Source organism: Pseudoalteromonas sp. AOP7-A1-14, assembly GCF_052376275.1.
Lineage (GTDB): Bacteria > Pseudomonadota > Gammaproteobacteria > Enterobacterales > Alteromonadaceae > Pseudoalteromonas.
The window spans coordinates 1-26,281 of record NZ_JBQSVO010000043.1; the positions used below are offsets into that span (position 1 = coordinate 1).

Below are 26,281 nucleotides of genomic sequence, written 5' to 3' on the forward strand. Positions count from 1 at the left end.
AGGGATCAACACGACATAACCCAGCTCAGATGCTGTATTTGATAAAATGGCGGCAAATACCACCATAAAAGTAACTAAGCGTTTAGATGCCCCCATTACCATACCGCGCATGGCTGCTGATAATAGCCCTGAATGTTCAGCCACACTAACGCCAAGTAATGCAACTAACACAGTGCCAAGCGGTGCAAATCCTGTAAAGTTAGTAACTAAGCCTGTGACTATTTTTTGTAAGCCTTCAGCGCTTAATAAACTGACTACTTCAATTACACCATCAGGGTCGCGACCGGCGGCTCCTTCTGGGCGGGGATCTATAGCACTCAAACCCATCCAGTCAGCGAAACCACTAAATAAAACGATTGCTATGCAAAATAGTGCGAACAGCGTGATCGGATGGGGGAGCATATTCCCTAAAAACTCAACTGTAGCTAAAAATCGATTAAACCAACCACTACTTTGTTGTTCACTATTATTAGCTGAGCCTTGTGATTTTGACATACTATTCTCTATAATTTAAAAACCGACAATAAAGTATCATTATAAAGAGCATATTTCATGGGGTGGGCTTTAAAATAAATTAGTAATGTAACTAATTTATTACACGCTTATAGCGTCTAATAGTAATTTGATTAAAACAGTGGGTTAAATAACTCAATTACAAGTTACTTATAGTCAACAGTATAAATGAAGATAGCAATTGTAAGAATTGCGATAGGTCATATTTCGCACTTATTAGTGCGCTATATTCCTGTTGTAATAATAGAGCACTAACTTAATATGGTAGGGGCAATAAAAAACGGCCCTCTCTTTTGAAAGCCGTTATTTTCTATACTAGGTTAAGTTTTGGCTAAATGATGTTTAGTTTATTAAGGGCACTTTTTCAAGTTCTAAAGAAACAAAAAGCTGTTTACTATAAGTATTCTAGTGTTTTACTTAGGCTTGGTCTTTATTCTTATAGTGTTTATAAGGCTTCGCTTGCGATGTTACTAAGTTTTTTTAGAAAGTCGTCTTTGTGCTTTTCATGTTCATAATCAAGATGGTAAGTATTATGAAAGCCAAAACGCAGTACGACCCCACTGCCTTGCAAATAAACGGTGTACCCATCAACGTCTGAGTAAGCAGTGACTCCTTGATAATGCTTTCCCTCGGGGGTCTGCTCACCTTGTTGTATCACACGTTCATAAACAGCTAAAATTTGCTTATTATCAATTTCGTTTTTCATAATTTATCCTCGACCTTTCCTTACGTGTAAACGTGTAGAACAGTTTAACTTAAAATGTCGTTTTTATCATGGTGGTGCTTGAAAACTGATTAAACAAAATCGCGCAGGGTGGTTAATAAGTTAACACTTAAAACGCCTATCGAAGGCAAAATATTTTATTTTGATTGCTTAAGGTATTTAGAGGGATTGATTATACGCACTAGTGAGTTTTATTAGCTAAAATGCAACTTAAGACTTTTCAAAGTAAGCCCTAAGTTGCATGCTCAGTTTTGTTGTAGCAGAAATTAGCGAGCGTTGGTACTTTCAAAAATTTTGTCAGCAGATGCGGCCACAAAACCTGTGTAAATTTCACCATCAGGTTTATTGTAACGAAGTGCAAACTCGTAAAAGCAGCTTGGTACGGTCATTTTGCCATCGTTAAATGTAACTGCAAAGTCATCAGCAAGGGTTGATGATTGCTCAAGTAAGACTTCAGGTGAGCCTTTTACTTCACCACCTGATGTATTTAATTGAAATCCTGCATCTTTAAGCACTTGGTTCACCTCTTCGATATTTTCGAATTTAGCAAGCTCATTAATGTTTACAGTAAAGTGATTTGCACGATAACCCCACGCAGACATCCAAGCCGCGTATTCACTTTCGGCGAGTAGCTTCTTATACGTATCAGAACTTACTTGCCAGTGTGTTCCTGAATATAAAAAGTTATCAGCAGTTACGGCGTCTTCATCAATGCTTGCGACCATATCATTAACGATACTTTGTAATTCGGTTGAACACTTTTCTACGAGTAGCTCTGAGATAAATACTTTTGGTTGTGTGGTATCTGGATGCTCGTAATGCTTAGCGTAGAGTTTTTTTGCTTCAAAATGATATTCACCACACTCTTTATAACCGACGGCTAAAAAATGAGCTGCTAGTTTTTCAAGACCAATTTTTTCATGGTTAAAAGTACGTAGCGCAATGTGATCGTTTATTACGCCGTCTTTTTGCGTCGAGCCTAATAATTCATGAACCTTTACAGCCGAAGGCGTTACTTCAAGGTAATTTTGCCATAAATTGTCAAATAGTGTGTTTATATCGGTATGCATGTTTAATTCCTTAATATAAGGCTGCTAACACAGCCAATTAATTATTCAATAATTAAGCCCGGTGCAAGCTTTTCAGGCAAGTTAACTTTGTTAGCTTCAACAGAAGCAACGGGGTAAGCGCAGTAATCAGCAGCATAGTAGGCGCTGGCTCTATGGTTACCACTGGCACCAATACCGCCAAATGGAGCTGCACTTGAAGCACCAGTAATAGGGCGGTTCCAGTTAACAATACCGGCACGAATGCGCTTTAAAAAGTGGTCATAATCTTCGCTTTTGTCACTTAACAAACCTGCAGATAAACCAAATGAAGTGTTGTTTGCTTCATCAATGGCATTATCAAAGTCAGTGTAACGATAGACCTTAATTAATGGGCCAAAGTGCTCTTCATCAGGCATATGGGTGACATTGGTAACATCAATGATGCCTGGGCTGACGAAGCCGGTGTTTGCTTTTAAGTGTTTAAGTTCGACCAGCGATTGTGCACCTAGATCAAGCAGCTGCTGCTGTGCTGCAACCATGCCAAGTGCCGCTTTAGTACTTATCATTGCGCCCATAAATGGTTGCTCTGATGCGAAGCTGTCGTCTACTTTAATGTTTTTAGTCGCACTAATGAGCTTTTCTAAAATAGCATCGCCATTTTCTGACTTTTCAATAAACACGCGGCGTGCACAGGTGCAACGTTGGCCTGAAGTAATAAAGCCTGACTGAATTATATCGTGCACTGCAGCACTAATATCAGCAACACCTTTGATTACTAACGGGTTATTACCCCCCATTTCTAGAGCCAAAATTTTACCTGGGTGACCGGCAAATTGTTTATGCAATAAGTGCCCTGTATTTGAACTGCCAGTAAAAAATAGTCCGTCAATGTCTTGATGGCTAGCAAGCGCTTTCCCCGTTTCTACTTCACCTTGAACAAGGTTAATAACACCGGCAGGTAGACCCGCTTTTAACCAAAGAGCTAAAGTATATTCAGCAACATGCGGGGTGAGTTCTGATGGTTTAAATACCACGGTATTTCCCGCTAAAATTGCTGGCACAATATGACCGTTTGGTAAGTGACCCGGAAAGTTATAAGGACCAAAAATAGCAACTACACCATGGGGTTTATGGCGAATAAACGCTTTAGCACCAGGCATAGGATTTTCGGTGATGCCTGTGCGCTCATTATGTGCTTTAATCGAAATAGCTACTTTACCTGTCATAGCACCGACTTCGGTGCGGGTTTCCCAAATTGGCTTACCCGTTTCACTAGCGATAATGCTGGCAAATTCTTCGCTATTTTCTTTTAACTGACTAACAAAATTTTCAAGCACCGCAATACGCTCTTCAATTGGCGATTCTGCCCATGCAGTTTGTGCTTGTCGAGCTGACTCTATAGCTGTACCAACTTGTTCTGGGCTCGCAGTCTTACCTTGCCATACAATTTCGTTATTACTTGGGTTAAGTGAGCTAAAATCATGGCCAAGACCTGCTTGCCAAAGATTATTGATTAACTGTTTACCTTGATTTTCTACTGTCATTATAAATTCCTAACGTGGTGGTTACAGACGGAAGAACCGCGCTGCATCCCCTTGTTTTAATTTAAGTGCATCGGCTACATCTTTACTGATTATCAACGTATGTTTAGCATGGTTGTAGTGTGCATGCTTAGTAAAGGTGGCTCTAAAGTCATTTACGCCTTGATTACAAATAGCCAAGGTGTCTGAACTTTGCTGGTTGATATGATCAAGTTCACCGATGGTGATTGGACATACTAGCGATTCGCGAACGCTGCGAATATTTCCCAGTTTTGCTTCAACGGTAGGGCCTGCGTCAAATAAATCCACATAACCGCGATGCTCAAAGCCTTCTTTTTCAAGTAGTTTAAGAGCTGGCTTGGTTTTATCATGTACCTTACCAATTACCGCTTGAGCTTTTTTACTTAGCAAGTTGGCATAAATGGGGTATTTAGGCATCAGTTCGCTGATAAATACTTTATCGCCCAAGCCAACTAAGTGATCTGCTTGTGGGAATTCAATACTAAAAAAGTGTTCTTCAAGCCATTGCCAAAAAGGTGAATGGCCATTGTCGTCACTCACACCACGCATTTCAGCAATAATCGTATCGGCAAATCGCTCGCTGTGCTGCGCCATAAATAAAAAACGTGAGCGTGATAAAAAACGACCAGCTAGTCCTTTGCGGCTTTCTTCGCGTAAAAAGAGTGTGCAAATTTCCGAGCAACCAGTGTAGTCATTACACATGCTGAGGATATCAACGGTGTTATAGACATTCAAAGTCGGTGAATGATGTACTGTTTTACCTAAATGATAATGGTATAAAGGCACGTTCATACCTACGGCTGCCTCAATGGCAGTTGTACCGACTATTTTTCCGGTTTTACTATCTTCTAAAACAAATAAATAGGTTTCATCTTGTGGCTGATTAATGTCTTTTGCGAAGCTTCTTTCTGCACGCTCAATTTTCTGAAGCAATAAAGCATCATTCACAGGTAACGAGGTAAAACCATGACCTGATTCGATGGCTATTTGCTTAAGTGAAGCAAAGTCATTCGCGGTAATAGGACGTAATACTTGCATTTAATTATTTACTCCACTGGCGTACTGGTCGCACGCCATAAAGGGTTTAACCATTAACGACATCAGCGACTGCCTTTTCAAAGCGCGCTAGTCCTTCTGTAATATCACCATGTGGAATAACTAATGAAGGAGTGAAGCGAATTACATTTGTGCCGGCAACTAAACTCATTAAACCATGCTTAATGCCTGCAACTAAGAAATCTCGTGCACGACCATTGTATTTGTCGTTTAGTACAGCACCTAGTAATAGGCCTTTACCACGGATTTCACTAAATACGTTGTATTTTTCATTAATTGCAGCAAAACTATCGCGAAATAGTTGTTCACGCTCTTTAACGCCCGCAAGTACCTCTGGAGTATTAACGGTATCAAACGCCGCTTCTGCTACAGCACATGCTAGCGGGTTGCCGCCATATGTAGAACCATGTGTGCCTATTTTTAGATGTGAGGCTATCTCTGTAGTGGTGATCATTGCGCCAATAGGAAATCCGCCGCCAAGCGCTTTTGCGGTTGTTAAAATATCAGGTGTTACGCCTAATTCTTCATACGCGTAAAGTGAACCTGTACGACCTACACCGGTTTGTACTTCATCAAAAATGAGGAGCGCGTTATGTTTATCGCAAAGATCGCGTACACCTTTAATAAAATCACTTTGTGGTGAAATAATACCGCCTTCACCTTGGAGTGGTTCCATCATTACGGCACAAGTTTTATCGCTGATAAGCGCTTCAAATGCCGCAAGATCATTATAATCACAATGGTCGATAGCTTGTGGCTTAGGGCCAAAACCGTCTGAGTAAGCTGCTTGACCACCAACCGTTACAGTAAAAAAGGTACGGCCATGAAAACCTTTATTAAAGGCAATAATTTGGCTTTTATCTTCGCTATGGTTATCAATAGCAAAACGACGAGCTAATTTTAATGCTGCTTCGTTTGCTTCAGCCCCTGAGTTTGCAAAGTATACTTTGTTAGCGAATGTGGCATCAGTCATTTTTTTAGCTAAACGTAGTGCTGGCTCATTAGTCATTACATTTGATAGGTGCCAAATTTTTTCACCTTGCTCTTTCAATGCACCAACCAGTGCCGGGTGGCAATGGCCTAAACAGTTAACCGCAATACCACCTGCAAAGTCGATGAACTCTTTATCATTTTGATCCCATACGCGTGAGCCTTGACCTCGAACTGGGATCACTTCAGAAGGATTATAGTTTGGTACCATTACGTCGTTGAATAATTCTCTTGTTACTTGCATTGTTAACACCTAAATTTAATGAATATGAAAATAATAAAATTGCAAAATATTGCTTATTGAGAGATGCAATTTACTGATTTGAAAATTATTATTATTAATTACCCCCATTATCAGAGTTATGAGTGTAAATTTGTAGTGCTATTTTGTGAAAAATGACTAGAATAAAAGTCATATTGACTAGGTGGATTAGCAAAATGATAACTGAACAAGACGAAAAACTACTTTCTATACTGCGTACAAATGCGCGAGCCAGTGTTTCTGACTTAGCAAGAGCGCTTAACTTATCACGTTCAACGGTACAAAGCAGAATGCTTAAGCTTGAGGAATCAGGGGTTATTAAAGGCTATAGTGTTGATTATGGTGATGCCTATTTAAGCGCGATGGTGTCGGCGCATGTATCAATTAAGGTTGAACAAAAGTTGACCACTAAAACCAATGTAGAACTCAAACAAATTGATGCTATTTCTCAGCTTTATGCAATCAGTGGTGAGTTTGATTTAATTGCCGTAGTGCAGGCACAAAATCTAGAGCAGTTGAGCCATTTATTAGATGATATAGGTAACTTAGATGGGGTAGAGCGTACTACTTCCTCTGTGATTTTAGAGACCAAATTTAAACGTTAAAAGAGCTTTGTTGACAGCTTCTCCTTATTTTTACTAGTTTATTAAGGTTGCCTTTTCATTACGTTTAATGGATTGTATTACAAAAGTTGAAATAATTAATTAGGAACAATTTATGATTGAAAAATTACCGCAAAGTGATGGTGCTGTTATTGGTGTTGAAGTGTCGGGTAGTATTTCAGCAGCTGAAGAGGCACAGTGGGTTAAATATTTTGACGAGCTAATCGCAGAGCATGGGACCATAAATATTTTAGTTGTACTAGATGGTAAATTAAATATGGGTTTGGATGTCGCTTATGATGATTTAAAATGGACATTTAAACACTTAAAAAATATGAATAAGTTAGCAATTGTATCGCAAAGTAAAGTACTTGATTTGCTTGTCACACTCGATAGTCCTTTTGGGAAGTTAGTGGGTATTTCGGAGAAGCATTTTAAGTTAAATGAGCTAGAGAATGCATGGAGTTGGGTGAGAGAATAACTTAAGGAGCGCTTTATGCTCGATTTATCAGTTTTAACCTCTTTTTTTGGCTGGATGTCAGTAATAAATATTGTTTTTTTGGGGCTAGCTGGGAGCTTACTTATAGTACTAAATAAAAGTATAAGTAAATTGCACCGCAATATGTTTGGTATTACAGACTCAGATGTAAGAAAAGCTTATTTTAATTATCTGGCCAACTATAAAATTTTTGTATTTGTTTTTAACTTAGTACCATATATCACTTTAAAGATAATTAATTAGTTTCATCCAATGTTTAAGTGTACCTATTAGTTTTATGTTAACTATGTGGTACTTTTCGGATGATGGTTTTTTCAACTTCATCGAGTTTTATAACATAGGCGTTGCCGCCAATACCTTTAAACTCTTCATCAGTAAAGATAATTGTGTTGTCATCATAAAACGTAATAGCTTCTTTTTGAGTAACAATACCTAAATCTATGTGTGACACATCGGCTGAGAAAAACGCATCACCTTTGAAGTTTTCAAATAGCCAAATGCTAGTTGAATCAAGTAGTACTAGTTTTTTTCGATCGGGACTGAGCGCTGCTGAGGTGATCCAACAGAGTTTTTCTAGTGTGGTGCAAGTTTTAAATGAATCAACTAGTTCAGCGTCAAAGTTTGCTGCATGGTCACCTACTTTGTAAACATTAGTGATACCATTGAATGGCTTAGTGCGGTTCTTAGTAAATAAATATAGATTGCGACCAAAGGCTACGAAAGCCTCTAAATCAAAGTTGCGCTTGTCAGGCTCAACAGGGCTGCCATCAAGCTCAGGATAAGTAAATTTGATGATTTCCGCTTCAGTCGTATTACTTTTTATATCAATAGGATTTTCTATTTTATAAATAGTTAACCATTTACGTTCTTGTTTATTATTACCAAAATCCCCTAAAAAGAAATGGCCAAAATCGTTTTGGGTCATGTCTTCCCAATCAATATTCTTAGCATTAGAAACTAAAATTTCTTTTGATATTTGACCTTTATCGTCCAAACGATATAGTTTTGGATCATTGCCACCATCATTAATAGCCCAAAGATGGTTAAACTTATCAAGTTCAATGCCTGAGATTTCTTTTAGTTTGGGGGCAACCGACAGTTGTTTTTTACTGTAAAGAGTATAAATTGATTTGTCAACAGTAATTGAGCAAGTAATGATCAGTAAAACAATAAAGGTATATGCACTTTTTTTTAGCATGAATCTGCAATATAAATTTAATATGTTGTTATTATTACTTAAATTCCTCGCTATTGCTATACTCAGGGTGGTGTTTTCTATCAAACTGCCAGATTCCAGTGCCCGTTGCTGCGATGTTATTTACATTTCCTTGTAGTACCTTACAACCAACATTTACAGAAGATTCAGGGCGGCTGACTAAGTAGCCTTGTACGCTAGTAATCCCCATTTTTTTTACTAATTCAAACTGTGCGAGCTCCTCAACACCTTCAGCAACAATTTTTAAGCCTAACTGATTCCCAAGCTCACTTATTGAGTTGAGTATTTTATGATACTTTGGATTTTCGTTAGCTTGTTTTATAAACAAGCGATCAACTTTTATTACATCAATAGGTAAGTCAGCCAAAGTGCTAAGAGAACTAAAGCCTGTGCCAAAGTCATCAATTGCGATAGTAACACCTTCAGCTCTGAGCTTTTCTAGCTCATCAATAATATTGTCGCTTGCGGTTATTAAAGTCGACTCGGTAATTTCCAGCATCAAAGAATGTGCAGGTAAGCCGGTTTTTTTTAGTTTACTCATAATCCACTGGAAAATAGGGCGGTGTTTTAGTTGAATACCGGAGACGTTAACGGATATTCTAACCTTACGCATACCTGCATTATGCCATGCCGACATTTGGCGGCATGACTCAAGCATTATCCAATCACCTAGTTCCAAAATTAAATTGGATTCTTCAGCGATAGGGATAAATTCATCCGGTGATATTAACCCTTCAATAGGGTGCTCCCAACGTGCTAGTGCTTCAAAATAGTCGATAGCGCAGTCTTCAACGTGAACAATAGGTTGAAATGATAGGTGGAGACTTTGGCATGCAGTAGCAAGTCTAAGCTCTTCAAGTAAGTAATGATAGCGACGCATTTGATTACCCATCTCGGGTGAATAAACTTTGAATATCCCCCGACCATCGGTTTTAGCGCGGTACATTGCCACATCAGCCATTTGCAGCAGTGCTTGCGGAGTAGCTGCACTATCAGGGTATGTCGCAATACCGACACTGGCGCTAATTTTAATTAGTTTATTACCAAGAATAAAGTCGCGTTCTATTTCACTTAACACATTCTGGGCAATATCAAGGGTTTTATTAGGGTTATCGATAGTTTCAATAAATAAAGAAAACTCGTCACCACCAAGGCGCGCTAGATTTTGCTCAAGTAAGATATTTGGATTAATATCACTGAGTTTGTGGTGACGTAAAACCCCTGCTAAACGCTCCGCTACTTGAATTAATACTTCATCACCGAAGCTGTGCCCGAATGAATCGTTAACTTGTTTAAAGCCGTCTAAATCAATAAACAGTAAAGCACAATGTTTCTTTTCTAACTCAGCATTGGCTAGCTGTCGCTCGAGATGTTCAATATAAGCATGGCGGTCAATTAATCGTGTTAGTTTATCTTGGCTAATGCTGGTTTGCGCTTTGCGAGTGTAATTAACTATGTGTTTATTTAACTCATTAACCATATGATTTAAATTAGTAATACTATCAGTATTAGCTAACTTGGGCAGGGTGATATTGAGTTTACTTAATAAGGACTCTATATCCGTTGAAAGGCTATTGATAGCACGATAATTTTGGTGTGTTTTACGCTTAACAGAGACCAACCAAGTACATAGTAAACCAACTAAAATGAGTAAAATCATATTTGCGGGTGAGAACAAGGTTAGTTTGACCAAAGTAGATGCTTTTGCAGCTATATAATTGTCTTCTGTAGATCTAACTGCTAAGTAGGCGCCAGTCTTTTTTTCTATCAGAAAGTGGCCACTTAAAATAGGGTTATACCAAGGCGGGGATCGTAATACAGTGCCTTCAACAGGAAATTCTATTAGTTCAATGGAAGGCTGTTTTGAATCAACCGTATTAATTTGTTTGGTTAATAAAACATTAAGGCCGTAGCAAAAAATGATAATGCCTATCAAAATGATACTCAATGATCGGAAAAGTGTTTTCATGTAATAAACCAGTTAGTTGCCGTTTATAATTTTCACTAGGCATGGCAAATTTCAATAGTATATAGTGTGTAAGTACAGCAAACAAAACATTTTTTTAACAAGTATCTTAAGTATGTAATGGAATCACTTGGGCTTGAGTATAAATAAGGGCCGTATAGACTTATTACTCCACTTAGATTTACTTTTCAGGGAATTACAACTCGATTTTAGGGGAATATATCATTTAGGTTAGGTACCTCAATATCGACATCAAATGAACTCAGAAGCTCGTATACATATAGTTGTGAAGTGAGGCAAAATGTCATTAGTAAGATTCATCAAATAAGATAATGCAAGAAGTAAAAAGCACTCCAATAAGATAGTTTTTTCGGACAAACCTAGCTGTAATGAAACGATAGGAAGTGCAAATAAATACAGCTAAAGCCTATGAATAATAAAACTGATGGGTACTAGAGCAAGTGGTTTTATTTATGAACTCCCTAGCGATTCACTTTCTTCTGTTTATAAAAGTGCGTTAAACTGGTGCCATGTTTATTAATTGATTTAACTAAGTAATGCGTAATTATAATATGGATGTTATTCGAGGCATAGCAGTGCTTGGTTTAATGTATATGAATATCCTGCATTTTGGTGTTTTTGAGTTGGGTTATGTTGGCTTGGCTACCCCACCTACTTCAGATAAATGGTTACATTGGATAAGTCTAACTTTTATGGATGGCCGATTTCGCAGCTTATTTTGCTTATTGTTTGGTGCCGGGCTTTATATTTCTTTCCAAAAGTACCAATCTTTTACGCTGCAAAAAAGTCGACTTTTTTGGCTAGGAATTTTTGGGCTTTTGCACGGCTTTTTATTGTGGGCTGGCGATATTTTATTTATGTATGCAGTCAGTGGCTGGTTTTGCCTGCGGTATTTAGAAGTAGATGACCAAACATTAATTGAACGCATTAAAGCTTTTTTAAGTATATCGGCGTTAGTTACGTTTATAGCCATGATGGGACCAGAAAATGAGCTTTTTTATCGAGATTCAGAAGCTTTTTTAAGTATATATAATGAAAGTTTTAACAATTTAAATGGCCACTTTTTTAACAATACGATTAACTTTTTAATTATGTTGTTTGCATTACCCATCATTATTCTTTGGCAAACGGCAGGGTTGATGCTGATTGGCATGGTGCTTTATAAACGTAAGGTGTTTGAGCGGGGCTTAAGCCAACCGTATTTACTTTGGGTAAGCCTTGTAGCTGCGAGCTTTACAACGTTTAGACTTATCATTTCGGGCTTAAATAATCAGTGGGCATTTTCCTTGCGAGAACCGGTGAATTTTTTTGCTGCGGCTTGTGTAGCGATTTTATACATTCATATATTAGTGCGAATATGCGTAAACCGCCAAGCAGTTTTAGTGTCATTACAACGCGTTGGTCGTCTTGCTTTTAGTTGTTATATTTTACAAACGTTGATTATGCTTTTGTTGTTCAAATGGCTATTTTCTGAGTGGATCATTACTTTTAATCGTGTAGATTACTTTTTAGTGGCTACTATCGGCGTGATAGTGCAACTGATTGGTTGCCATATTTATTTGCGCTACTTTAACCAAGGCCCACTTGAATGGTGTTGGCGTAAATTAGTACGAGCTTAATTTCATCCCTTCACATTTTTTTGTTAATACTTATTGGCGTGAATAGTTCTAAATTGTCATAAAAATTTTTAATTGAGGGCGCATTATAAATCTCAGTAGTTTAAACTAACGCCTTTTAGAATTAATGTTGAAACTAGCCATGACAGACTTAAAGCGATTAAATAAATTTATTAGCGATACTGGTTTTTGTTCTAGACGCGAAGCGGATAAATATATTGAAAATGGTCGTGTAACGGTTAATGGCATTCGCCCTGAAATGGGTGTGAAAGTAACTGATTCTGACCATGTGTTAATTGATGGTCGGCCACTAAAAGCGGTGCCTAAACGCGCTTATATCGCATATAACAAGCCAATTGGTATAACGTGTACGACAGAACGAAAAATCCAAAGTAATATTGTTAAAGCAGTCAACTACCCAGATCGTATTTTCCCCATTGGTCGCTTAGACCGTCCTTCTGAAGGGCTAATATTTTTAACCAATGAAGGTGATATTGTTAATAAAATATTGCGAGCTGGAAATAACCACGAAAAAGAATATGTAGTGACCGTTGATAAGCCTCTTAATCGCCAGTTTGTTAATAAAATGGCGGGTGGTTTGCCGATTTTAGACACGGTTACTAAAAAGTGTAAAGTGACTCAAACGGCTCCTCAGCAATTCACCATTGTGCTGACTCAAGGGTTAAATCGTCAAATTCGCAGAATGTGCGAATACCTAGGTTATGAAGTCGTCACTCTTAAACGTACACGCATTATGAACGTTACGCTTAAAGGTTTAAAAGTGGGGCAATGGCGTCACTTAACTGCTCAAGAAATGGCTGTGATAAATGATTCAATTACTGATTCAGGTAAAACAGAAGAACACTCAGTTGATGAGAGCAAGCAGCTATTAAATAACCCGGTAAAACAACCGACAAAAGGTAAAAAGCGTGACTTTCAACAGCATGTTAAAAAGGGGCGTTTTGAGGCAAAAAAAGAGGACCCAAATAGTAGCCGTCGTCGTAGTACCAAACGCACAGGTACATTGAGCTTAAAAAAGTGATTTTCAGCTTGTTTTTATATGCAGCTTCAGCAGTATTCTTTATAAGGGATCGTGCTAGTTATCGTAAATTTACCAGCTAATTATAAATAGATCATTATTAACCCTTAACAAAGTTATTAAGCGTTTAAAATATAAAACAGTAAGCTGATACCCGGTAAGTGTTTAGCTGTATTAAAGTAAATTATACAGCAGGGGATTTAGTTACTTAAAACGATTACTCTAAATCCAAGCAATTTTAAACCGAATTTGGTCTCCCTAATGAAAAACCAGGTAGCATAATATTTAATCAAGGAGCACTCATTGAGCTCCTTGATAATATATAACTTTAATTACTTTGCTTTTTTTGCACGTCAATCTTAAACAGTACGGTGTAAAGCACGGGTACGACAATTAATGTAAGTACCGTGGCGAAGCCTAAACCAAACATAATAGTCACCGCCATTGATTGAAAGAACACATCAAATAGTAGTGGGATCATGCCTAAAATAGTGGTGATTGCCGCCATACCCACTGGGCGTACACGGCTTATACCAGAGTCAAGTACGGCATTAAACGGCTCTTTACCACTTTTTAGTTCAATGTTTATTTGGTCAACTAATACAATACCATTTTTAATCAGCATACCACTTAAGCTTAATAACCCTAGCAGTGCCATAAAGCTAAATGCGGCATTCATTAATAATAATCCTGCCGTAACGCCGATGATCGCAAGCGGTACAGTTGCCCAAATGACTAAGGGTTGTTTTACGGAGTTAAACAGTAATACGGTAATTATGAACATAGCTAAATAGCCAAGAGGTAATGAGCCAAAAATAGCTTTTTGTGCTTTATGTGATGATTCAAATTCGCCGCCCCATTGTAGCTCGTAACCATGGGGAAGTTTGATTGCTTCAATATCATCACGAATGCGGGCAAATAGTTTTGCTGGGGTTTCATCACCTATAACATCATGATCAGCCATAACGGTAATGGTGCGTTTGCGGTCACGGCGCATTATTAGGCTATCTTCCCACTCTACTACAAAATCATCTACTACTTGAGTTATTGGCACAAATAGATCGAGTACTGGGCTGTAAATTTGTAGGTCGCGTAGGCTTTCTGCATTAAGACGCTCCTCAGCAGGAGAGCGGGCTATAATAGGTAAAAGCTGGGTGCCATCTTTATAAGTACCCACTTTTTTTCCTGATAAACTAGTTAGTAATAACTGATCAAGATCCGTTTTACTAATCCCTAAACGTCGTGCTTTTTGTTCATTAAATTGTGGGCGAATAAGTTTAGAGCGCACACGCCAATCATCACGTACATTAAATGCACCAGAATCTTTACTGAGAATATCTTTGGCTTGTTTTGCAAGTTGGCGAAGAACAATAGGATCTGCGCCTGAAAAACGAGCTTCAATTTTAGCATCCGTTGAGGGGCCAATTTCCATACGCTTTATTTTCAGTTTTGCATCAAGTACATGGCTGTTCTCATACTCACGTACTTTGGCTATCATAGAAGTTACAGCGTTGCGATCTTTTACTCGTATGATTAACTGCCCATACGCCGGATATGATTTTTCGGGGGCATATGTCAACATAAAACGGGGAGCGCCTTGGCCAACGGTTGAGGTTATTTCTTTTACTAGTGGATCTTTTTGCAAAAATGTTTCAAGTTTAGCAACACCATCTAGCGTGGTATGAATATCAGCGCCTTGTACGTGCCAATAATCCACATAGAACATCGGGGTGTTGGACGCAGGAAAAAATGATTGTTTGATGAATTTAAAGCCAAATACAGAGCTTGCCAGCAATACGACCATTAGCACTAATGTAGTTTTACGAAAACGCAGCGCACTAGCTAGTAAGCTTTTATAAATGTTAAAAATAGCACCTTGGTATGGGTCGTCATCGCGGCCTTGTTCATTCAGCTCAGATTGTTTAAACATCAAGTCAGCAAAAAATGGGGTCAGTGTTATTGCTATAATCCAGCTTAATAATAACGATATAAACAGTACCCAAAATAAGCTGCCAGCAAACTCGCCACTGGCATCAGAGCTTAAACCAATAGGCGCAAAAGCAGTAATAGCAATAACTGTTGCCCCTAATAGCGGCCACTTAGTTTGTTCTACAATGTTAACGGCGGCTTTAATTTTGCTTTGACCACGCTTTAAATTTATTAAAATGCCTTCGGTGACCACAATGGCGTTATCAACTAACATACCTAAAGCAATGATTAGCGCCCCTAAGGAAATTCGCTGTAAATCAATGGCAAACAGCTTCATAAATATAAACGTACCTAATACGGTCAGTAACAAAATGGCACCAATTAATACTCCACTTTTAAAGCCCATAAATACTAATAGCACGATTATTACAATGGCCACCGCTTCAAGTAAGCTAACAATAAATCCACTCACGGACTTTTCAACTTCATTAGGCTGATTATAAACGGTGTTTATTTTCATGCCATGCGGACGCTGATACTCCATAGAAGCTAGGTGTGCTTCTATGTTTTTACCGACATCAACAACATTAACACCGCTACTAAATGATATGCCGACAAGTAGCGCTTGTTGTTGGTTAAAACGTATGACATTACTGGGTACTTCTGCGTATTCGCGATAAACCGTTGCTACATCACCTAAATAAATCAGTTCATTAGCGCCGGACTTGGAAATAAGTAAATTTTCGAGTTCTTTTACATCGTTAAATTCACCGGTTGGGTGCAGACGAATAGACTCATCACCTACACGCACTTTCCCGGCATTTGATACGGTATTTTGAGATTGCAGTAATTGATAAATATGGTTAGGTGCAATCCCTAACTGGGCAAGTTTTCGGGTGGATATTTCAACCATAACTTGTGCTTGTTGTTCGCCGGCTATAACGACTTTACTCACGCCATCAACTAATACTAGTTCACGTTTTAAAAAATCAACGTAATCTTTTAACTGATCATACGAATAGCCATCGCCAGTTACCGCATATGTAACGCCGTATACATCACCAAAATCATCCATAACTTGACTTGGGTAAACACCGCTGGGTAATGATGAGGCCTCATCATTAATTTTTCGGCGTAACTCATCCCAAATTTGGCGTAAGTCTTGTTTGCGGTAATTGCTTTTCATCTCGACGGTAATTTGTGACTTACCGGGCGAGGAAATGCTAGTAACATAATCAACATACGGCAGCTGCTGTATGGCATTTTCGATGGGGAAGGTGACTTCTTCTTCCACTTGCTGAGGTGATGCGCCTGGATACAGGGTGATCACCATAGCTTTTTTTAGTGTAAATTCAGGATCTTCGAGTTGTCCTAAACCTAAGTAAGAAACCACACCGCCAATTAATAGAAGCAGTGCGGCCATCCAACTGATGACCTTTCTTTTTATAGCCAGTTCAGCAATGGTCATATTATAAGCCTCGCTCTTTTTGCCAAGGGCGAACTTCCATGCCTTCTTTTAGGGAGTGCACACCGGCTGCAACGACGGTTTGGCCTTTTTTGATCCCCGTAATAACTTCAATGCCATTACGGTGTAGTTGACCTACTTCGACTGCTTGTTTGGTCACTTTTCCAGTGCCGGTATCGTATAACCATACATAGCTGTTGTTATCGGTTGGTTCTGTCGGTACTGAGAATACCGCTTCAACGGGCAGTAATGCATAATTTGATTGTGAGTGAGTAATTTTACTTAAATCAATATCAACGCGACCGGTCATACCAGCGAGTAGGTTAAAATCTTCAGGCACAGGCAGTGAAAAAACAACCTTATAAGAGAGCGTAATAGGGTCTGCTTGAGTGTCAAACTCTTTAATATTCAATGTGTAGCTTTTTTGAGGAAAGCCATCAAATACCACAGTTGGTTGATAGTTTACGTCTTTATCAATACGGGCAATGAGTTTTTCAGGTACTTGGATGACGACATCCATTAAATCTCGGGTTTCAAGGCGTAATATATCTTGTTTAGCTTGAACACTTTCAAAGTTTTTAACAAATACTTTTGCTACTGTACCTGAAAATGGTGCGCGTAGTTCACTGTTATTTAAATTAGTTTTTGCAATTTTTAAAGCTGACTCTGCTACTTGCTTATTAGCCAATGCTTGGTCGAGTTCTGATTGACTTGTAATTGATTTATTGTATAACTTTTGTATACGCTTAAGCTGTGAATTAGCCAGTTCGAAACGTGCTTTGCGCTCATCATATTGCAACTGAAAATCTTCAGGGTCTAATTTGGCAAGCAATTGGTTTTTTTCAACATGTTGACCGGCTAACGCTGGAAATTTAATTAACTCACCGCTAACTCTAAATGCAATATATGAGCCTTGGTTAGCAACCACCTCTGCAGGGAAACTCCGAATGCTTACATCAGAATCACTGCCAATTTCAAATAGCTTTACAGGGCGTACATCTTGTTGTTCTGCTTCTTTTGATGGCTGTTCTTTACAAGCTAGTAAAGTTAGCATTAGTGCTGAAAGTAGTAATACTTGCACTTGTTTCATGGTCTTCTCCGCGGCAATGAAGCAATTAATTAGATGCAGCTTACGCTGCTAAGATATAAAATAAAAATTATTAAATTTTAAAAACATAATAAATTAAATTTATATAGTGGTGATGAATGAAATTGAATCATTTAGTTATATTAGATGCAATTGTACAGAATAATAGTTTAAGTGCTGCTGCAGATAAACTGCATAAAAGCCAGCCTGCACTGACTATTGCTATTAAAAATTTAGAGTCTGAATTGGGCTTTGCATTACTAGATCGCAGTCAGTATCGGCTAACACTCACAGAAAAAGGGCGAATATTCTACCGTGAGGCTAAATTACTTTTATCGGCCAATAGTGAACTGTCTTTACTCGCAAAAGAGCTTGCTCTAGGAAATGAAGCACAGTACAAAATTTGTTATGAGCAACTTTGTCATGTTAGCGATTACAATGAGGTGATAAGTCGCACTTTTAAACAATTCCCAAGTACTGAATTTAGCGTTACTAGTGGAAAGCGCTTTGTATCTTTAGAACAAGTAAATAAAGGCGAAGCTGATTTAGGTATTGGTCCATGGTTTGATTTATTTCACGCGACAGGAGATCTTGAAAGTTTACCAATAGGGCAGTTTGATATAGGTTTGGTTAGTGCGCCTGACATTGTGCCTGCAACAGTTAGTTATGCTGAGCTACAAAACTACCCATGTTTGGCGATGTTTGAAAGTGACTTAAGTTTTGATAGCGATCGGCTGTCGTATTCAAAAGGCACAGCGGTGATGAAAATAGATGATATTGCGAGTTTAAAGTCATTTTTGTTATCAGGTGCGGGTTGGGCAATGATAAGCTTGGCCCACTGCCAACAAGAGATTGCCAATGGTCAATTGCAGCATATTAAAATAAGCGATAGAGAACACCAATTTGGCGCGCAAATTCGGGTTTTTCGTAATCACTCAGTTCACCATGGTCCTGTAGCTAGGACTGTTTGGGCGCAGTTTAAACAGTTAAGTGAAGCATTCAAAGTGAGCAATATTAATGCATGAAGCAATTGATAAATTAAGCGAACATGCCATACAACAGGTAACAAAAGAGCAAGCTATTTACACTGTTATTGCCCATATACCCAAAGGTAAAGTGGCAAATTATGGGCAAGTTGCACGCTTAGCGGGTTATGCGAGCAATGCTCGGCTTGTCGGTCGTTTATTAAAAATAATGCCGAATGACTCAACTATTCCTTGGCATCGAGTTGTTAATAGCCAAGGTAAGTTGTCGTTCGAAATAGACAGTGATAAATACCAGCAGCAGCGGGAAAAGTTGATTGCTGAAGGCGTGCTGTTTAAAAAAGATAAAATTAATATGCGTCAATATCGCTGGCAATAAACAGTAATGGCTAAGTTTTAACTAAAAGACATACTGGCGAATGGATATAAAATGGCAAAAACAACCCATTAGTACAAATATATGCCATACCGCATGACTGTAATGGCGTGTTTTAGCACTGTAAAAAAACGTTCCTACGCTGTATGCAATACCGCCTGCTAATAACCACCACAACGCATTAGGCTCTACGTGTAAATAAAGCGGGTATACCAGTGCTAGCGCAAACCAACCCATTAATAAATACGTAGCTAAAGATACTTTTTTATTGCCATTTTTAACTAACAACTTATACATTACGCCCCCTAATGCCAGCGTCCAAATAAAGACCAGTGCACCAATAGCCCAAGGGCCAGACAATGAAATAACTAAATAAGGGGTGTAAGTGCCTGCAATTAAGATATAAATTGCACAGTGATCGCACTTTTTATAAATTGCCCTAAGACTCGCACGCGTACTAGAATGATATAAAGTTGACGCACTAAATAGCAATAAAATACTCGAACCGTATATAACTGCACTCGCAAGTGCGAAACCAGTATTTGCTTTAGTGGTTAGATCCCATAATACATAAAATGCAAATAACACCCCAAAGCCATGTGTAATAACATTAAGTTGCTCTTCTTGTCGGGAGTAATCAAGTTCGACTGACATTTAAGTTTTCCAAATACTTCATCATTTAATAAGGTTCAGTGTACAAGTGTACGCTGAAATTATCAACGCTGTTTTTGTTACTAAAAAATGGTCAATTATATAATTTTAAACTGATTAAATTAATCACATTAGAACATAGGCTTAAAATCAAAATATTGCTTGGCACAAACTTTGAGTAAGTATTTAAGTAATAGCGAGTAACTGACTTTTTGAGATAAATAACTCCGTTTCATAAAGTACCAAAAAAAGCAGTAATAAAGAACTTTGTGTTATATGTTGATCGACTTGATTGCTGCTGCCGTAACCTACTGCAGAGTTAATTAATGATGTAGGCTTTATGAAACGTGCAATTTTTCCAGTGCCAGTGTTTATATTACCAGGAGGGTATACCCGACTGAGAATTTTTGAGCAGCGGTATTTATCAATGGTTAAGCAATCACTGCGTGAAAATACCGGTTTTGTATTGTGTGCATACCAGCATGAAACGGTTCAAAACATCAGCAATACAGGGTGTTTGGTCAATATTATAGATTTTGATCTGGATAAAAATGGCCAACTATTGATTGATATAAATGCAGAGTCTAGCGTGGCAATCAGCGATGTATACCAAGACGAAAGTGAGCTGAGGCAAGGGCGTGTTGAGTATGTGTTACTGCCAGATTGGTACACTAAAACCCCTATTAGTGATGCTGATAAATTATTAAGCACTAAACTCAGTGATATGTTTTCCAGTAATCTTGAACTTACTGAGCTTTATAAAGAGACTCAGTTTGACAATATAGCTTGGGTTGCAGCTCGTTGGCTTGAGATTTTACCTATTTCTATTGAGAAAAAACAGCAACTTGCATTTAAATCAAACTTTGAAAACTTACTGAACTTCCTCCATACTTTAGTTAATAACGAACTTACTAATTAAGTTTGATCTTTTCTGTTTAGTACAACGTATGTAATACAATGATGGAAAAAGGATAAATTATGATGGTAAGTCAACAACTTCATTCGGGTTGTAAACCTAACAAAGGTAATTACACTGCCATGCCAGAAACGCCGAGCAAAGAGCTTGCTGAGGCATTATTTGCCGTTGCGAATAGCCGTGATAAACGTGCATTTGCGTTTTTATTCGAATATTTCTCACCGAGAATTAAACGTTTCGGAATTAAACAATTTAATAACGAAACACAAGCTATGGAACTTGTGCAAGAAACGCTCACCTCAGTATGGCGTAAGGCACACTTATACAATTATGAGAAAGGTGCAGCAACGACATGGACATATACGGTAATGCGTAATGCGTCTTTTGATATGCTTAGAAAGATGAAGAGCAACAAAGAAGACAATTTGAGCGAAGACATTTGGCCGTTAGTAGACGAAGCCGCAGCAGAGCATCATCAGTTTTCTGATCATTTAGAAGATAAACAAATTAAACGCTATCTAGATAAGTTACCACAAGCACAGCGTGATGTGGTGCGAGGCGTTTATTTTCAAGATATGTCGCAAGAACAACTTGCAGAACAGCTTGATATTCCCGTAGGCACAGTGAAGTCTCGTCTTCGCCTTGCCTTGCAGAAGTTACGCAATGAAATGGGGGATAGCCATGATTAAGCACCATCCAAACAACGAGTTATTAGTAAAATACAGTGCTGGAGAATTACCAGTAACGTTGAGTCTCGCTGTAGCTATACATGTTGATATGTGTCCAGTTTGTCAGAATAAAGTAGCTGAGATCGAGGCACTAAATGCATATAAAGCTTTTACTGAAATTGATGAACTTACAGGTGAAAACTCGATTCAGAGCTCAAGTGCAAGCTTCAATCAAGGCGACCTTGGAGCTAAAAGCAATGACCTTATTGATTTTGCGATGCTCAGCGCTATTACTGAAGATGAAAGTATTGATGAAGTTTATCAGCAGCCACCAGTGACAGTGCAAGTTCAACAAAAAAATTACACTTTACCCCGTGCTCTGACTCGTTTAGGACATAGTAAATTTTTACAAATCGGAAAATTGTCTCGTTCTCGTATTGACCTTGATGATGGCCCATTAAGAGCTAGTATGTTGCACATTGATAGCGATGGCGAAATTCCTGAGCACACCCACACGGGTTTCGAAGTCACCTTATTACTCGATGGTGAGTTTAGCGACCAGTTCGGTCACTACGTCCCTGGTGACTTTATGATGCTTGATGGTACTCATCAACATTCACCACAAACAAAAAATGGTTGCTTATGCTTTACCGTGGTCAGTAGTGCACTACACTTTAATAAAGGGCTAAGTAAATTGCTCAATCCTATCGGTAACCTCATTTACTAGGAATATTATGCAACAGTCGAGTATTAAAATTGGTATTAGTGCATGCCTTGCTGGTGAAAAAGTGCGCTTTGATAGCGGCCATAAAAAGTCTAACTTTTGTATGGACGAATTGGCAAAACATGTTGATTACAAGAGGTTTTGTCCTGAAGTGGCTGTAGGGCTTCCCATTCCAAGGCCAACTATTAGGCAGGTAAAAGTGGGTGATACAATTAAAGTGTGCCGGCCCGATGGCACCGGTGATGTTGGCCCTAAGCTAACCGAGTACGGAAAAAAAATTGCTACAGAGCAGACACGTGAACTCAGTGGCTTTGTTTTTTGTGCTAAAAGCCCAAGTTGCGGCATGGAACGTATTAAAATATACAATGAAGCTGGTACGGGTAATACCTCAGAAGGTGTGGGTTTTTTTGCTGAACAAATAATGGCACATAACCCATTATTACCTTGTGAAGAAAATGGCCGATTAAACGATATGCACTTACGTGAAAATTTTGTAATGCGCGTATTTGCCTACAAGCATTGGCAAGACTTAATATTAGAGCCGCTTACGGTACATCGACTAACGCAATTCCACGCGCGTTATAAATACTTGCTGATGGCACATAATTATCAGGCATACCGTAAGCTGGGTAATTTATTAGGTACTTACGAAAGTGATGATATCACTAGCCTAGCAGATGAATATATCAGCGGCTTGATGAGTGCCCTTAAAAAGCCCGCATCTCGTAAAAATCACAGCAACACATTAATGCACTTACAGGGCTACTTTAAAAAAGACCTGTCAAAAGTTGAAAAACAAGAATTGCGTGATGCCATTGACGAATATCGCGAAGGGTTATTGCCGCTTTATGTGCCTTTAACCTTGTTAAAACATCATTTAAAAGTCCACCCAAACGAATACTTAGCTAAGCAAGTGTACTTTGACCCTTACCCTAACGAACTAAAACTACGCTACGGAATTTAATGAAAACGGTATTTTGGTTTAGGCGCGATCTGCGCCTTTTTAACAACATCGCTTTATATCAAGCAATAGAAAGTGGCTGTAAAGACGCGATTTTTTTTATAACTGCCAAGCAGTGGCTACAACACCATGTTGCTGATATACAGATCGATTTATTAAAACGTCGCTTAGTGTTTCTTGGTAAGTTACTTGCTGAAAATGGTATTCAATTATATATTATTGACGCTAGCGATTATAGTGGTTCGTGCCAAGCATTGATTGATTTTTGCAAACAACATAAAACTGAACATGTTTACGCAAATAAAGAATATGAAGTTAATGAAGTCGCACGTGATGCGCAGTTTTTAACACTTGCAGATGAACACAATATACACGTGTATTTATTTGATGGTGATGTAATTGCAAGGCCGGGTACTGTCGTGACTCACAGTGGTGAAATGTATAAAGTGTTTACGCCGTTTAAAAATGCGTGGCTTAAACAGTATCAAGATACGCACTTTTATTTTCAGGCCCCGCCAGAGTTCCCGAGTGCAGTTACTTGGCAAGCTCCAAGTTTACTTGATACAAACAGCAGCTCAGAAAAATGGCCGGTTGATGATGAAACTCTAAGCCACGTTATTGAGCGGTTTATTGATACTAAATTGGGAAACTATAAAGAAACGCGAGATCTCCCAGCCATAAAGGGCACCTCTGGATTAAGCCCTTATTTAGCACTGGGGATTGTTAGTGTGCAACAATTATTGGCATGCATTCAACTTGTTCATATCGATGTACTAAAGAGCGCTAAAAGCAATCTGTTTACTTGGGTTAACGAGTTGATTTGGCGTGAGTTTTATCGCCATTTAATCGTTGCGTATCCTAAGCTATGTAAAGGCTTTAATTTTAATGAAAAATACAACGGTCTTAATTGGCGTGATGATAAAGACGATTTTAAAGCGTGGTGTGAGGGTAAAACAGGCTACCCATTAGTTGATGCAGCTATGCGCCAATTACTTGAAACAGGCTGGATGCACAATCGGTTAAGAATGGTTGTAGCAAGCTTTTTAACAAAGCATTTATTAATTGATTGGCGCAAAGGCGAGCAGTTTTTTATTGAGCATCTTATTGATGGTGACTTAGCGTCTAACAATGGTGGTTGGCAATGGGCGGCGAGCACAGGCTGTGATGCCCAGCCTTACTTTCGAATATTTAATCCTATAACGCAAAGCGAGCGATTTGATCCTAAAGGGGAGTTTATTCGTAAGTATATTCCAGAGCTTGCTGATATTCCCGACAAAAAAATTCACTTCCCGCATGATTATCTTTCTAAAAGTGAGTCGGTTAAAAATAATTATTGGCCAGCCATTGTTGATCATAAAGCGGCTCGTCAAAGAGCGCTTGATACGTTTAAAGCTCATTAAAGGGATTTTGAAGGGGGTTATATGCATGATGTAGACAAGTTTATTGCTATTTATCAGCAGCTAAATAAACGTAATTTAGCGCTGTTGGATGATATTTATCATTCAGATATACGTTTTACAGATCCTTTGCATGAGGTAAAAGGGCTTGCAAACTTACATGTCTATTTTGCTAATTTATATAGTAATGTTACTGAATGTCACTTTGATATAGCAGACAGCTTTACCAGTGATGACCACGCCTTTGTTTATTGGACTATGGTTTATCGTCACCCGAAACTTGCAGGGCATAAAAAAATAGTAGTAAACGGACATAGCCATCTTGTTTTTGAAAAGAGTAAAATTATTAGCCACCGCGACTATTTCGATGTTGGCTCGCTTTTATATCGCCATATACCAGTACTTGGTTCGATTGTTAAACTTATTGATAAAAGGGCAGCACAATAATGATTACACTTATTACAGGAGCAACGTCAGGCATAGGAGAGGAACTTGCAAAAAAATATGCGGCAATGGGCGATACAGTTATAGCTTGTGGCCGTAATCAAGACAAGCTTTATGAACTTTCACAAGTAGATAACATAGAAGCATGTCAATTTGATGCCACTAATTTACAAGCTATTAAAAGTGGAACCGTTGCCTACACTCAGTTTGACCGCGTTATTTTAAATGCTGGTAATTGTGAGTATATCGATGATGCTCGCAATTTTGATAGCAGCTTGTTTAGCCGTGTAGTTACGACTAATTTGTTAAGTATGGGTTATTGCTTAGAGGCTTTCTTACCTAAAATAAAGCCGGGAGGCCAATTAGTATTGGTCAGCTCAAGTGTCACTTATTTGCCATTGCCTCGCTCTGAGGCGTATGGCGCTTCAAAAGCAGGCGTCGATTATTTAGCTAAAAGCTTAGCAATTGATTTAACCGACGTGGATGTAAGTTTAGTTCATCCCGGGTTTGTTAAGACTCCCCTTACAGAAAAAAATGATTTCCCAATGCCAATGGCGGTGAGCGCGGAAAAAGCGGCTGACTACATTATTAAAGGGGTGGCAAAGCGGCGTAAAGAAGTGCATTTTCCGTATCGCTTTACCCTTATTTTAAAATGTTTACGTGTGCTTCCATTACCATTATGGTTGAAGCTTGCAAAAGGATTATCTCGTTGAAAAAAATAGCCATTATTGGCTCAGGCATTTCTGGACTGAGCTGTGCACAACTATTACACAAACATTATGATGTGACCGTCTTTGAAAAAAATAACTATATTGGCGGTCATACCGCAACGGTTGATGTTGAGGTGGCGGGTATCAATTACGCCTTAGATACCGGATTTATAGTATTTAACGACCGTACTTACCCTTATTTTGAAAAGTTATTGCAGCGTATTGGCGTTGAGCGACAGCCCACTGAAATGAGTTTTAGTGTGCATAATGAGCAAACGGGGTTTGAGTATAACGGCCATACATTTGCAAGTTTATTTGCTCAAAAACGTAATATATTTCGTCCTCGTTTTTGGCGTTTACTCAGTGACATTATGCGTTTTAATAAGTTGTGTAAATCGCTTCACAGTGAAGATAATTTTCAGCCAGGAGAGACTCTAGGGCAATTACTCGATAGTCATAATTTTAATGATTTTTTCCGTTATCATTATATTTTACCTATGGGCGCTGCTATTTGGTCTACCAGCATTAAAGAGGTGAGTAACGTCGGCGTTGAGTTTTTTGTTAAGTTTTTCTTTAATCATGGTTTGTTAGATGTCACTAATCGCCCACAATGGTATGTCATTCCGGGGGGGTCTCGTGAATATATAGCACCACTGATTAAAGGCTTTGCTGATAAAATTAAGCTCAACAGCTCAATTAAATCAATTGCCCGTAGCGAAGAGCGCGTTACTATCTCTTTTGATGACAATAAGGTAGAGCAGTTTGATAAAGTTATTTTTGCTTGTCATTCAGATCAAGCGCTTGAGCTATTAGATAATCCAACTGAAGATGAAAGCGCTATATTGGGCGGCATCC

Annotated in this window: 26 protein-coding genes; 15 read left to right on the forward strand and 11 right to left on the reverse strand. The window is 38.6% G+C overall.

Going from position 1 to position 26,281, the window contains the following annotated elements; translation table 11 throughout:
- The 6 genes from ACT3RM_RS08525 to ACT3RM_RS08550 form a co-directional block, all read right to left on the reverse strand.
- Nucleotides 1–495, reverse strand: a 495-nt coding sequence (locus tag ACT3RM_RS08525; protein ID WP_441993464.1) for an AbgT family transporter, incomplete at its 3' end; no start/stop codon positions are given.
- Between the two features lie 463 nt (nt 496–958).
- Nucleotides 959–1,219, reverse strand: a complete 261-nt coding sequence (locus tag ACT3RM_RS08530) for a DUF3081 domain-containing protein (protein ID WP_441835505.1) — start codon at nt 1,217–1,219, stop codon at nt 959–961.
- Nucleotides 1,220–1,503: 284 nt separating this feature from the next.
- Nucleotides 1,504–2,307, reverse strand: coding sequence for a DUF1338 domain-containing protein (locus ACT3RM_RS08535; RefSeq protein ID WP_441835506.1), 804 nt, complete (start codon nt 2,305–2,307; stop codon nt 1,504–1,506).
- A 41-nt stretch (nt 2,308–2,348) separates the two neighbouring features.
- Complete coding sequence (gene astD, locus ACT3RM_RS08540; protein ID WP_441835507.1) at nt 2,349–3,830, reverse strand: succinylglutamate-semialdehyde dehydrogenase; 1,482 nt, start codon at nt 3,828–3,830, stop codon at nt 2,349–2,351.
- A 21-nt stretch (nt 3,831–3,851) separates the two neighbouring features.
- Nucleotides 3,852–4,886: an arginine N-succinyltransferase gene (gene astA, locus ACT3RM_RS08545; protein ID WP_441835508.1), complete on the reverse strand. Its 1,035-nt coding sequence runs from the start codon at nt 4,884–4,886 to the stop codon at nt 3,852–3,854.
- Nucleotides 4,887–4,932: 46 nt separating this feature from the next.
- Nucleotides 4,933–6,138: an aspartate aminotransferase family protein gene (locus tag ACT3RM_RS08550; RefSeq protein WP_441835509.1), complete on the reverse strand. Its 1,206-nt coding sequence runs from the start codon at nt 6,136–6,138 to the stop codon at nt 4,933–4,935.
- Nucleotides 6,139–6,332: 194 nt separating this feature from the next.
- On the opposite strand from ACT3RM_RS08550, the gene ACT3RM_RS08555 reads away from it, so the two are divergent.
- The 3 genes from ACT3RM_RS08555 to ACT3RM_RS08565 all read left to right on the forward strand — a co-directional run bounded on the left by ACT3RM_RS08555 (nt 6,333) and on the right by ACT3RM_RS08565 (nt 7,500).
- Entirely contained in the window at nt 6,333–6,761 is a 429-nt protein-coding gene (locus ACT3RM_RS08555; protein ID WP_441835511.1) for an Lrp/AsnC family transcriptional regulator, read from the forward strand.
- A 112-nt stretch (nt 6,762–6,873) separates the two neighbouring features.
- The gene (locus tag ACT3RM_RS08560) at nt 6,874–7,239 is read left to right on the forward strand and encodes an STAS/SEC14 domain-containing protein (RefSeq protein WP_441835512.1); all 366 of its coding nucleotides are present in this window, start codon (nt 6,874–6,876) and stop codon (nt 7,237–7,239) included.
- A gap of 15 nt (nt 7,240–7,254) precedes the next feature.
- Nucleotides 7,255–7,500, forward strand: coding sequence for a DUF6868 family protein (locus tag ACT3RM_RS08565; protein WP_441835513.1), 246 nt, complete (start codon nt 7,255–7,257; stop codon nt 7,498–7,500).
- Between the two features lie 37 nt (nt 7,501–7,537).
- On the opposite strand, the gene ACT3RM_RS08570 is transcribed toward ACT3RM_RS08565, so the two are convergent.
- Both ACT3RM_RS08570 and ACT3RM_RS08575 read right to left on the reverse strand, forming a co-directional pair.
- Nucleotides 7,538–8,455 (reverse strand): hypothetical protein, encoded by a 918-nt coding sequence (locus ACT3RM_RS08570; RefSeq protein ID WP_441835514.1) that lies wholly within the window; start codon nt 8,453–8,455, stop codon nt 7,538–7,540.
- 34 nt (nt 8,456–8,489) lie between these two features.
- On the reverse strand, nt 8,490–10,442 hold the full coding sequence (locus ACT3RM_RS08575) for a putative bifunctional diguanylate cyclase/phosphodiesterase (RefSeq protein ID WP_441835515.1): 1,953 nt from the start codon (nt 10,440–10,442) through the stop codon (nt 8,490–8,492).
- Nucleotides 10,443–10,996: 554 nt separating this feature from the next.
- Between ACT3RM_RS08575 and ACT3RM_RS08580 the strand changes: the two genes are divergently transcribed.
- The gene (locus tag ACT3RM_RS08580) at nt 10,997–12,079 is read left to right on the forward strand and encodes a DUF418 domain-containing protein (protein WP_441835516.1); all 1,083 of its coding nucleotides are present in this window, start codon (nt 10,997–10,999) and stop codon (nt 12,077–12,079) included.
- Between the two features lie 139 nt (nt 12,080–12,218).
- The gene (gene rluF, locus ACT3RM_RS08585) at nt 12,219–13,118 is read left to right on the forward strand and encodes a 23S rRNA pseudouridine(2604) synthase RluF (RefSeq protein ID WP_441835517.1); all 900 of its coding nucleotides are present in this window, start codon (nt 12,219–12,221) and stop codon (nt 13,116–13,118) included.
- 325 nt (nt 13,119–13,443) lie between these two features.
- Here rluF and ACT3RM_RS08590 read toward each other — a convergent pair whose 3' ends face one another.
- Nucleotides 13,444–16,512: an efflux RND transporter permease subunit gene (locus tag ACT3RM_RS08590; protein ID WP_441835518.1), complete on the reverse strand. Its 3,069-nt coding sequence runs from the start codon at nt 16,510–16,512 to the stop codon at nt 13,444–13,446.
- A gap of 1 nt (nt 16,513) precedes the next feature.
- Nucleotides 16,514–17,599 (reverse strand): efflux RND transporter periplasmic adaptor subunit, encoded by a 1,086-nt coding sequence (locus ACT3RM_RS08595; RefSeq protein WP_441835519.1) that lies wholly within the window; start codon nt 17,597–17,599, stop codon nt 16,514–16,516.
- 116 nt (nt 17,600–17,715) lie between these two features.
- On the opposite strand from ACT3RM_RS08595, the gene ACT3RM_RS08600 reads away from it, so the two are divergent.
- Together ACT3RM_RS08600 and ACT3RM_RS08605 are read left to right on the forward strand one after the other, a co-directional pair.
- Nucleotides 17,716–18,621 carry a LysR family transcriptional regulator gene (locus ACT3RM_RS08600; RefSeq protein WP_441835520.1) on the forward strand — a complete coding sequence of 302 codons (906 nt, stop codon included), beginning with the start codon at nt 17,716–17,718 and terminating at the stop codon, nt 18,619–18,621.
- Nucleotides 18,614–18,958, forward strand: coding sequence for an MGMT family protein (locus ACT3RM_RS08605; protein WP_441835521.1), 345 nt, complete (start codon nt 18,614–18,616; stop codon nt 18,956–18,958). The genes ACT3RM_RS08600 and ACT3RM_RS08605 overlap by 8 nt, the downstream gene beginning before the upstream one ends.
- A 21-nt stretch (nt 18,959–18,979) precedes the next feature.
- On the opposite strand, the gene trhA is transcribed toward ACT3RM_RS08605, so the two are convergent.
- A complete protein-coding gene (gene trhA, locus ACT3RM_RS08610; RefSeq protein WP_441994823.1) occupies nt 18,980–19,609 on the reverse strand; it encodes a PAQR family membrane homeostasis protein TrhA in 630 nt (209 codons plus the stop codon).
- Nucleotides 19,610–19,946: 337 nt separating this feature from the next.
- On the opposite strand from trhA, the gene ACT3RM_RS08615 reads away from it, so the two are divergent.
- The 8 genes from ACT3RM_RS08615 to ACT3RM_RS08650 form a co-directional block, all read left to right on the forward strand.
- Nucleotides 19,947–20,525 (forward strand): LON peptidase substrate-binding domain-containing protein, encoded by a 579-nt coding sequence (locus tag ACT3RM_RS08615; RefSeq protein WP_441994824.1) that lies wholly within the window; start codon nt 19,947–19,949, stop codon nt 20,523–20,525.
- A 62-nt stretch (nt 20,526–20,587) separates the two neighbouring features.
- A complete protein-coding gene (locus tag ACT3RM_RS08620; protein WP_441993501.1) occupies nt 20,588–21,211 on the forward strand; it encodes a sigma-70 family RNA polymerase sigma factor in 624 nt (207 codons plus the stop codon).
- A complete protein-coding gene (locus tag ACT3RM_RS08625) occupies nt 21,204–21,917 on the forward strand; it encodes a ChrR family anti-sigma-E factor (protein WP_441993496.1) in 714 nt (237 codons plus the stop codon). The genes ACT3RM_RS08620 and ACT3RM_RS08625 overlap by 8 nt, the downstream gene beginning before the upstream one ends.
- 7 nt (nt 21,918–21,924) lie before the next feature.
- Nucleotides 21,925–22,878: a YbgA family protein gene (locus ACT3RM_RS08630; RefSeq protein ID WP_441993498.1), complete on the forward strand. Its 954-nt coding sequence runs from the start codon at nt 21,925–21,927 to the stop codon at nt 22,876–22,878.
- A complete protein-coding gene (gene phrB / locus ACT3RM_RS08635) occupies nt 22,878–24,275 on the forward strand; it encodes a deoxyribodipyrimidine photo-lyase (protein ID WP_441836572.1) in 1,398 nt (465 codons plus the stop codon). Before ACT3RM_RS08630 ends, phrB begins: the two co-directional genes overlap by 1 nt.
- A 21-nt stretch (nt 24,276–24,296) precedes the next feature.
- Complete coding sequence (locus ACT3RM_RS08640) at nt 24,297–24,719, forward strand: nuclear transport factor 2 family protein (RefSeq protein ID WP_441836571.1); 423 nt, start codon at nt 24,297–24,299, stop codon at nt 24,717–24,719.
- Nucleotides 24,719–25,429 (forward strand): SDR family NAD(P)-dependent oxidoreductase, encoded by a 711-nt coding sequence (locus ACT3RM_RS08645; RefSeq protein ID WP_441836570.1) that lies wholly within the window; start codon nt 24,719–24,721, stop codon nt 25,427–25,429. The genes ACT3RM_RS08640 and ACT3RM_RS08645 overlap by 1 nt, the downstream gene beginning before the upstream one ends.
- Nucleotides 25,426–26,281 (forward strand): NAD(P)/FAD-dependent oxidoreductase (locus tag ACT3RM_RS08650; protein WP_444511359.1); only part of this gene is annotated, 856 nt, incomplete at its 3' end. The genes ACT3RM_RS08645 and ACT3RM_RS08650, both read left to right, overlap by 4 nt.

Coding starts and splice junctions, on each gene's coding strand:
- ACT3RM_RS08615 (WP_441994824.1), top strand. CDS start 19,947: ATGAAACGTGCAATTTTTCCAGTGCCAGTGTTTATATTACCAGGAGGG.
- ACT3RM_RS08590 (WP_441835518.1), bottom strand. CDS start 16,512: ATGACCATTGCTGAACTGGCTATAAAAAGAAAGGTCATCAGTTGGATG.
- ACT3RM_RS08550 (WP_441835509.1), bottom strand. CDS start 6,138: ATGCAAGTAACAAGAGAATTATTCAACGACGTAATGGTACCAAACTAT.
- ACT3RM_RS08645 (WP_441836570.1), top strand. CDS start 24,719: ATGATTACACTTATTACAGGAGCAACGTCAGGCATAGGAGAGGAACTT.
- ACT3RM_RS08575 (WP_441835515.1), bottom strand. CDS start 10,442: ATGAAAACACTTTTCCGATCATTGAGTATCATTTTGATAGGCATTATC.
- ACT3RM_RS08555 (WP_441835511.1), top strand. CDS start 6,333: ATGATAACTGAACAAGACGAAAAACTACTTTCTATACTGCGTACAAAT.
- ACT3RM_RS08530 (WP_441835505.1), bottom strand. CDS start 1,219: ATGAAAAACGAAATTGATAATAAGCAAATTTTAGCTGTTTATGAACGT.
- phrB (WP_441836572.1), top strand. CDS start 22,878: ATGAAAACGGTATTTTGGTTTAGGCGCGATCTGCGCCTTTTTAACAAC.
- trhA (WP_441994823.1), bottom strand. CDS start 19,609: ATGTCAGTCGAACTTGATTACTCCCGACAAGAAGAGCAACTTAATGTT.
- ACT3RM_RS08640 (WP_441836571.1), top strand. CDS start 24,297: ATGCATGATGTAGACAAGTTTATTGCTATTTATCAGCAGCTAAATAAA.
- ACT3RM_RS08580 (WP_441835516.1), top strand. CDS start 10,997: ATGCGTAATTATAATATGGATGTTATTCGAGGCATAGCAGTGCTTGGT.
- rluF (WP_441835517.1), top strand. CDS start 12,219: ATGACAGACTTAAAGCGATTAAATAAATTTATTAGCGATACTGGTTTT.
- ACT3RM_RS08595 (WP_441835519.1), bottom strand. CDS start 17,599: ATGAAACAAGTGCAAGTATTACTACTTTCAGCACTAATGCTAACTTTA.
- ACT3RM_RS08600 (WP_441835520.1), top strand. CDS start 17,716: ATGAAATTGAATCATTTAGTTATATTAGATGCAATTGTACAGAATAAT.
- ACT3RM_RS08620 (WP_441993501.1), top strand. CDS start 20,588: ATGGTAAGTCAACAACTTCATTCGGGTTGTAAACCTAACAAAGGTAAT.
- ACT3RM_RS08565 (WP_441835513.1), top strand. CDS start 7,255: ATGCTCGATTTATCAGTTTTAACCTCTTTTTTTGGCTGGATGTCAGTA.
- ACT3RM_RS08570 (WP_441835514.1), bottom strand. CDS start 8,455: ATGCTAAAAAAAAGTGCATATACCTTTATTGTTTTACTGATCATTACT.
- astD (WP_441835507.1), bottom strand. CDS start 3,830: ATGACAGTAGAAAATCAAGGTAAACAGTTAATCAATAATCTTTGGCAA.
- ACT3RM_RS08625 (WP_441993496.1), top strand. CDS start 21,204: ATGATTAAGCACCATCCAAACAACGAGTTATTAGTAAAATACAGTGCT.
- ACT3RM_RS08605 (WP_441835521.1), top strand. CDS start 18,614: ATGCATGAAGCAATTGATAAATTAAGCGAACATGCCATACAACAGGTA.
- ACT3RM_RS08560 (WP_441835512.1), top strand. CDS start 6,874: ATGATTGAAAAATTACCGCAAAGTGATGGTGCTGTTATTGGTGTTGAA.
- ACT3RM_RS08535 (WP_441835506.1), bottom strand. CDS start 2,307: ATGCATACCGATATAAACACACTATTTGACAATTTATGGCAAAATTAC.
- astA (WP_441835508.1), bottom strand. CDS start 4,886: ATGCAAGTATTACGTCCTATTACCGCGAATGACTTTGCTTCACTTAAG.
- ACT3RM_RS08630 (WP_441993498.1), top strand. CDS start 21,925: ATGCAACAGTCGAGTATTAAAATTGGTATTAGTGCATGCCTTGCTGGT.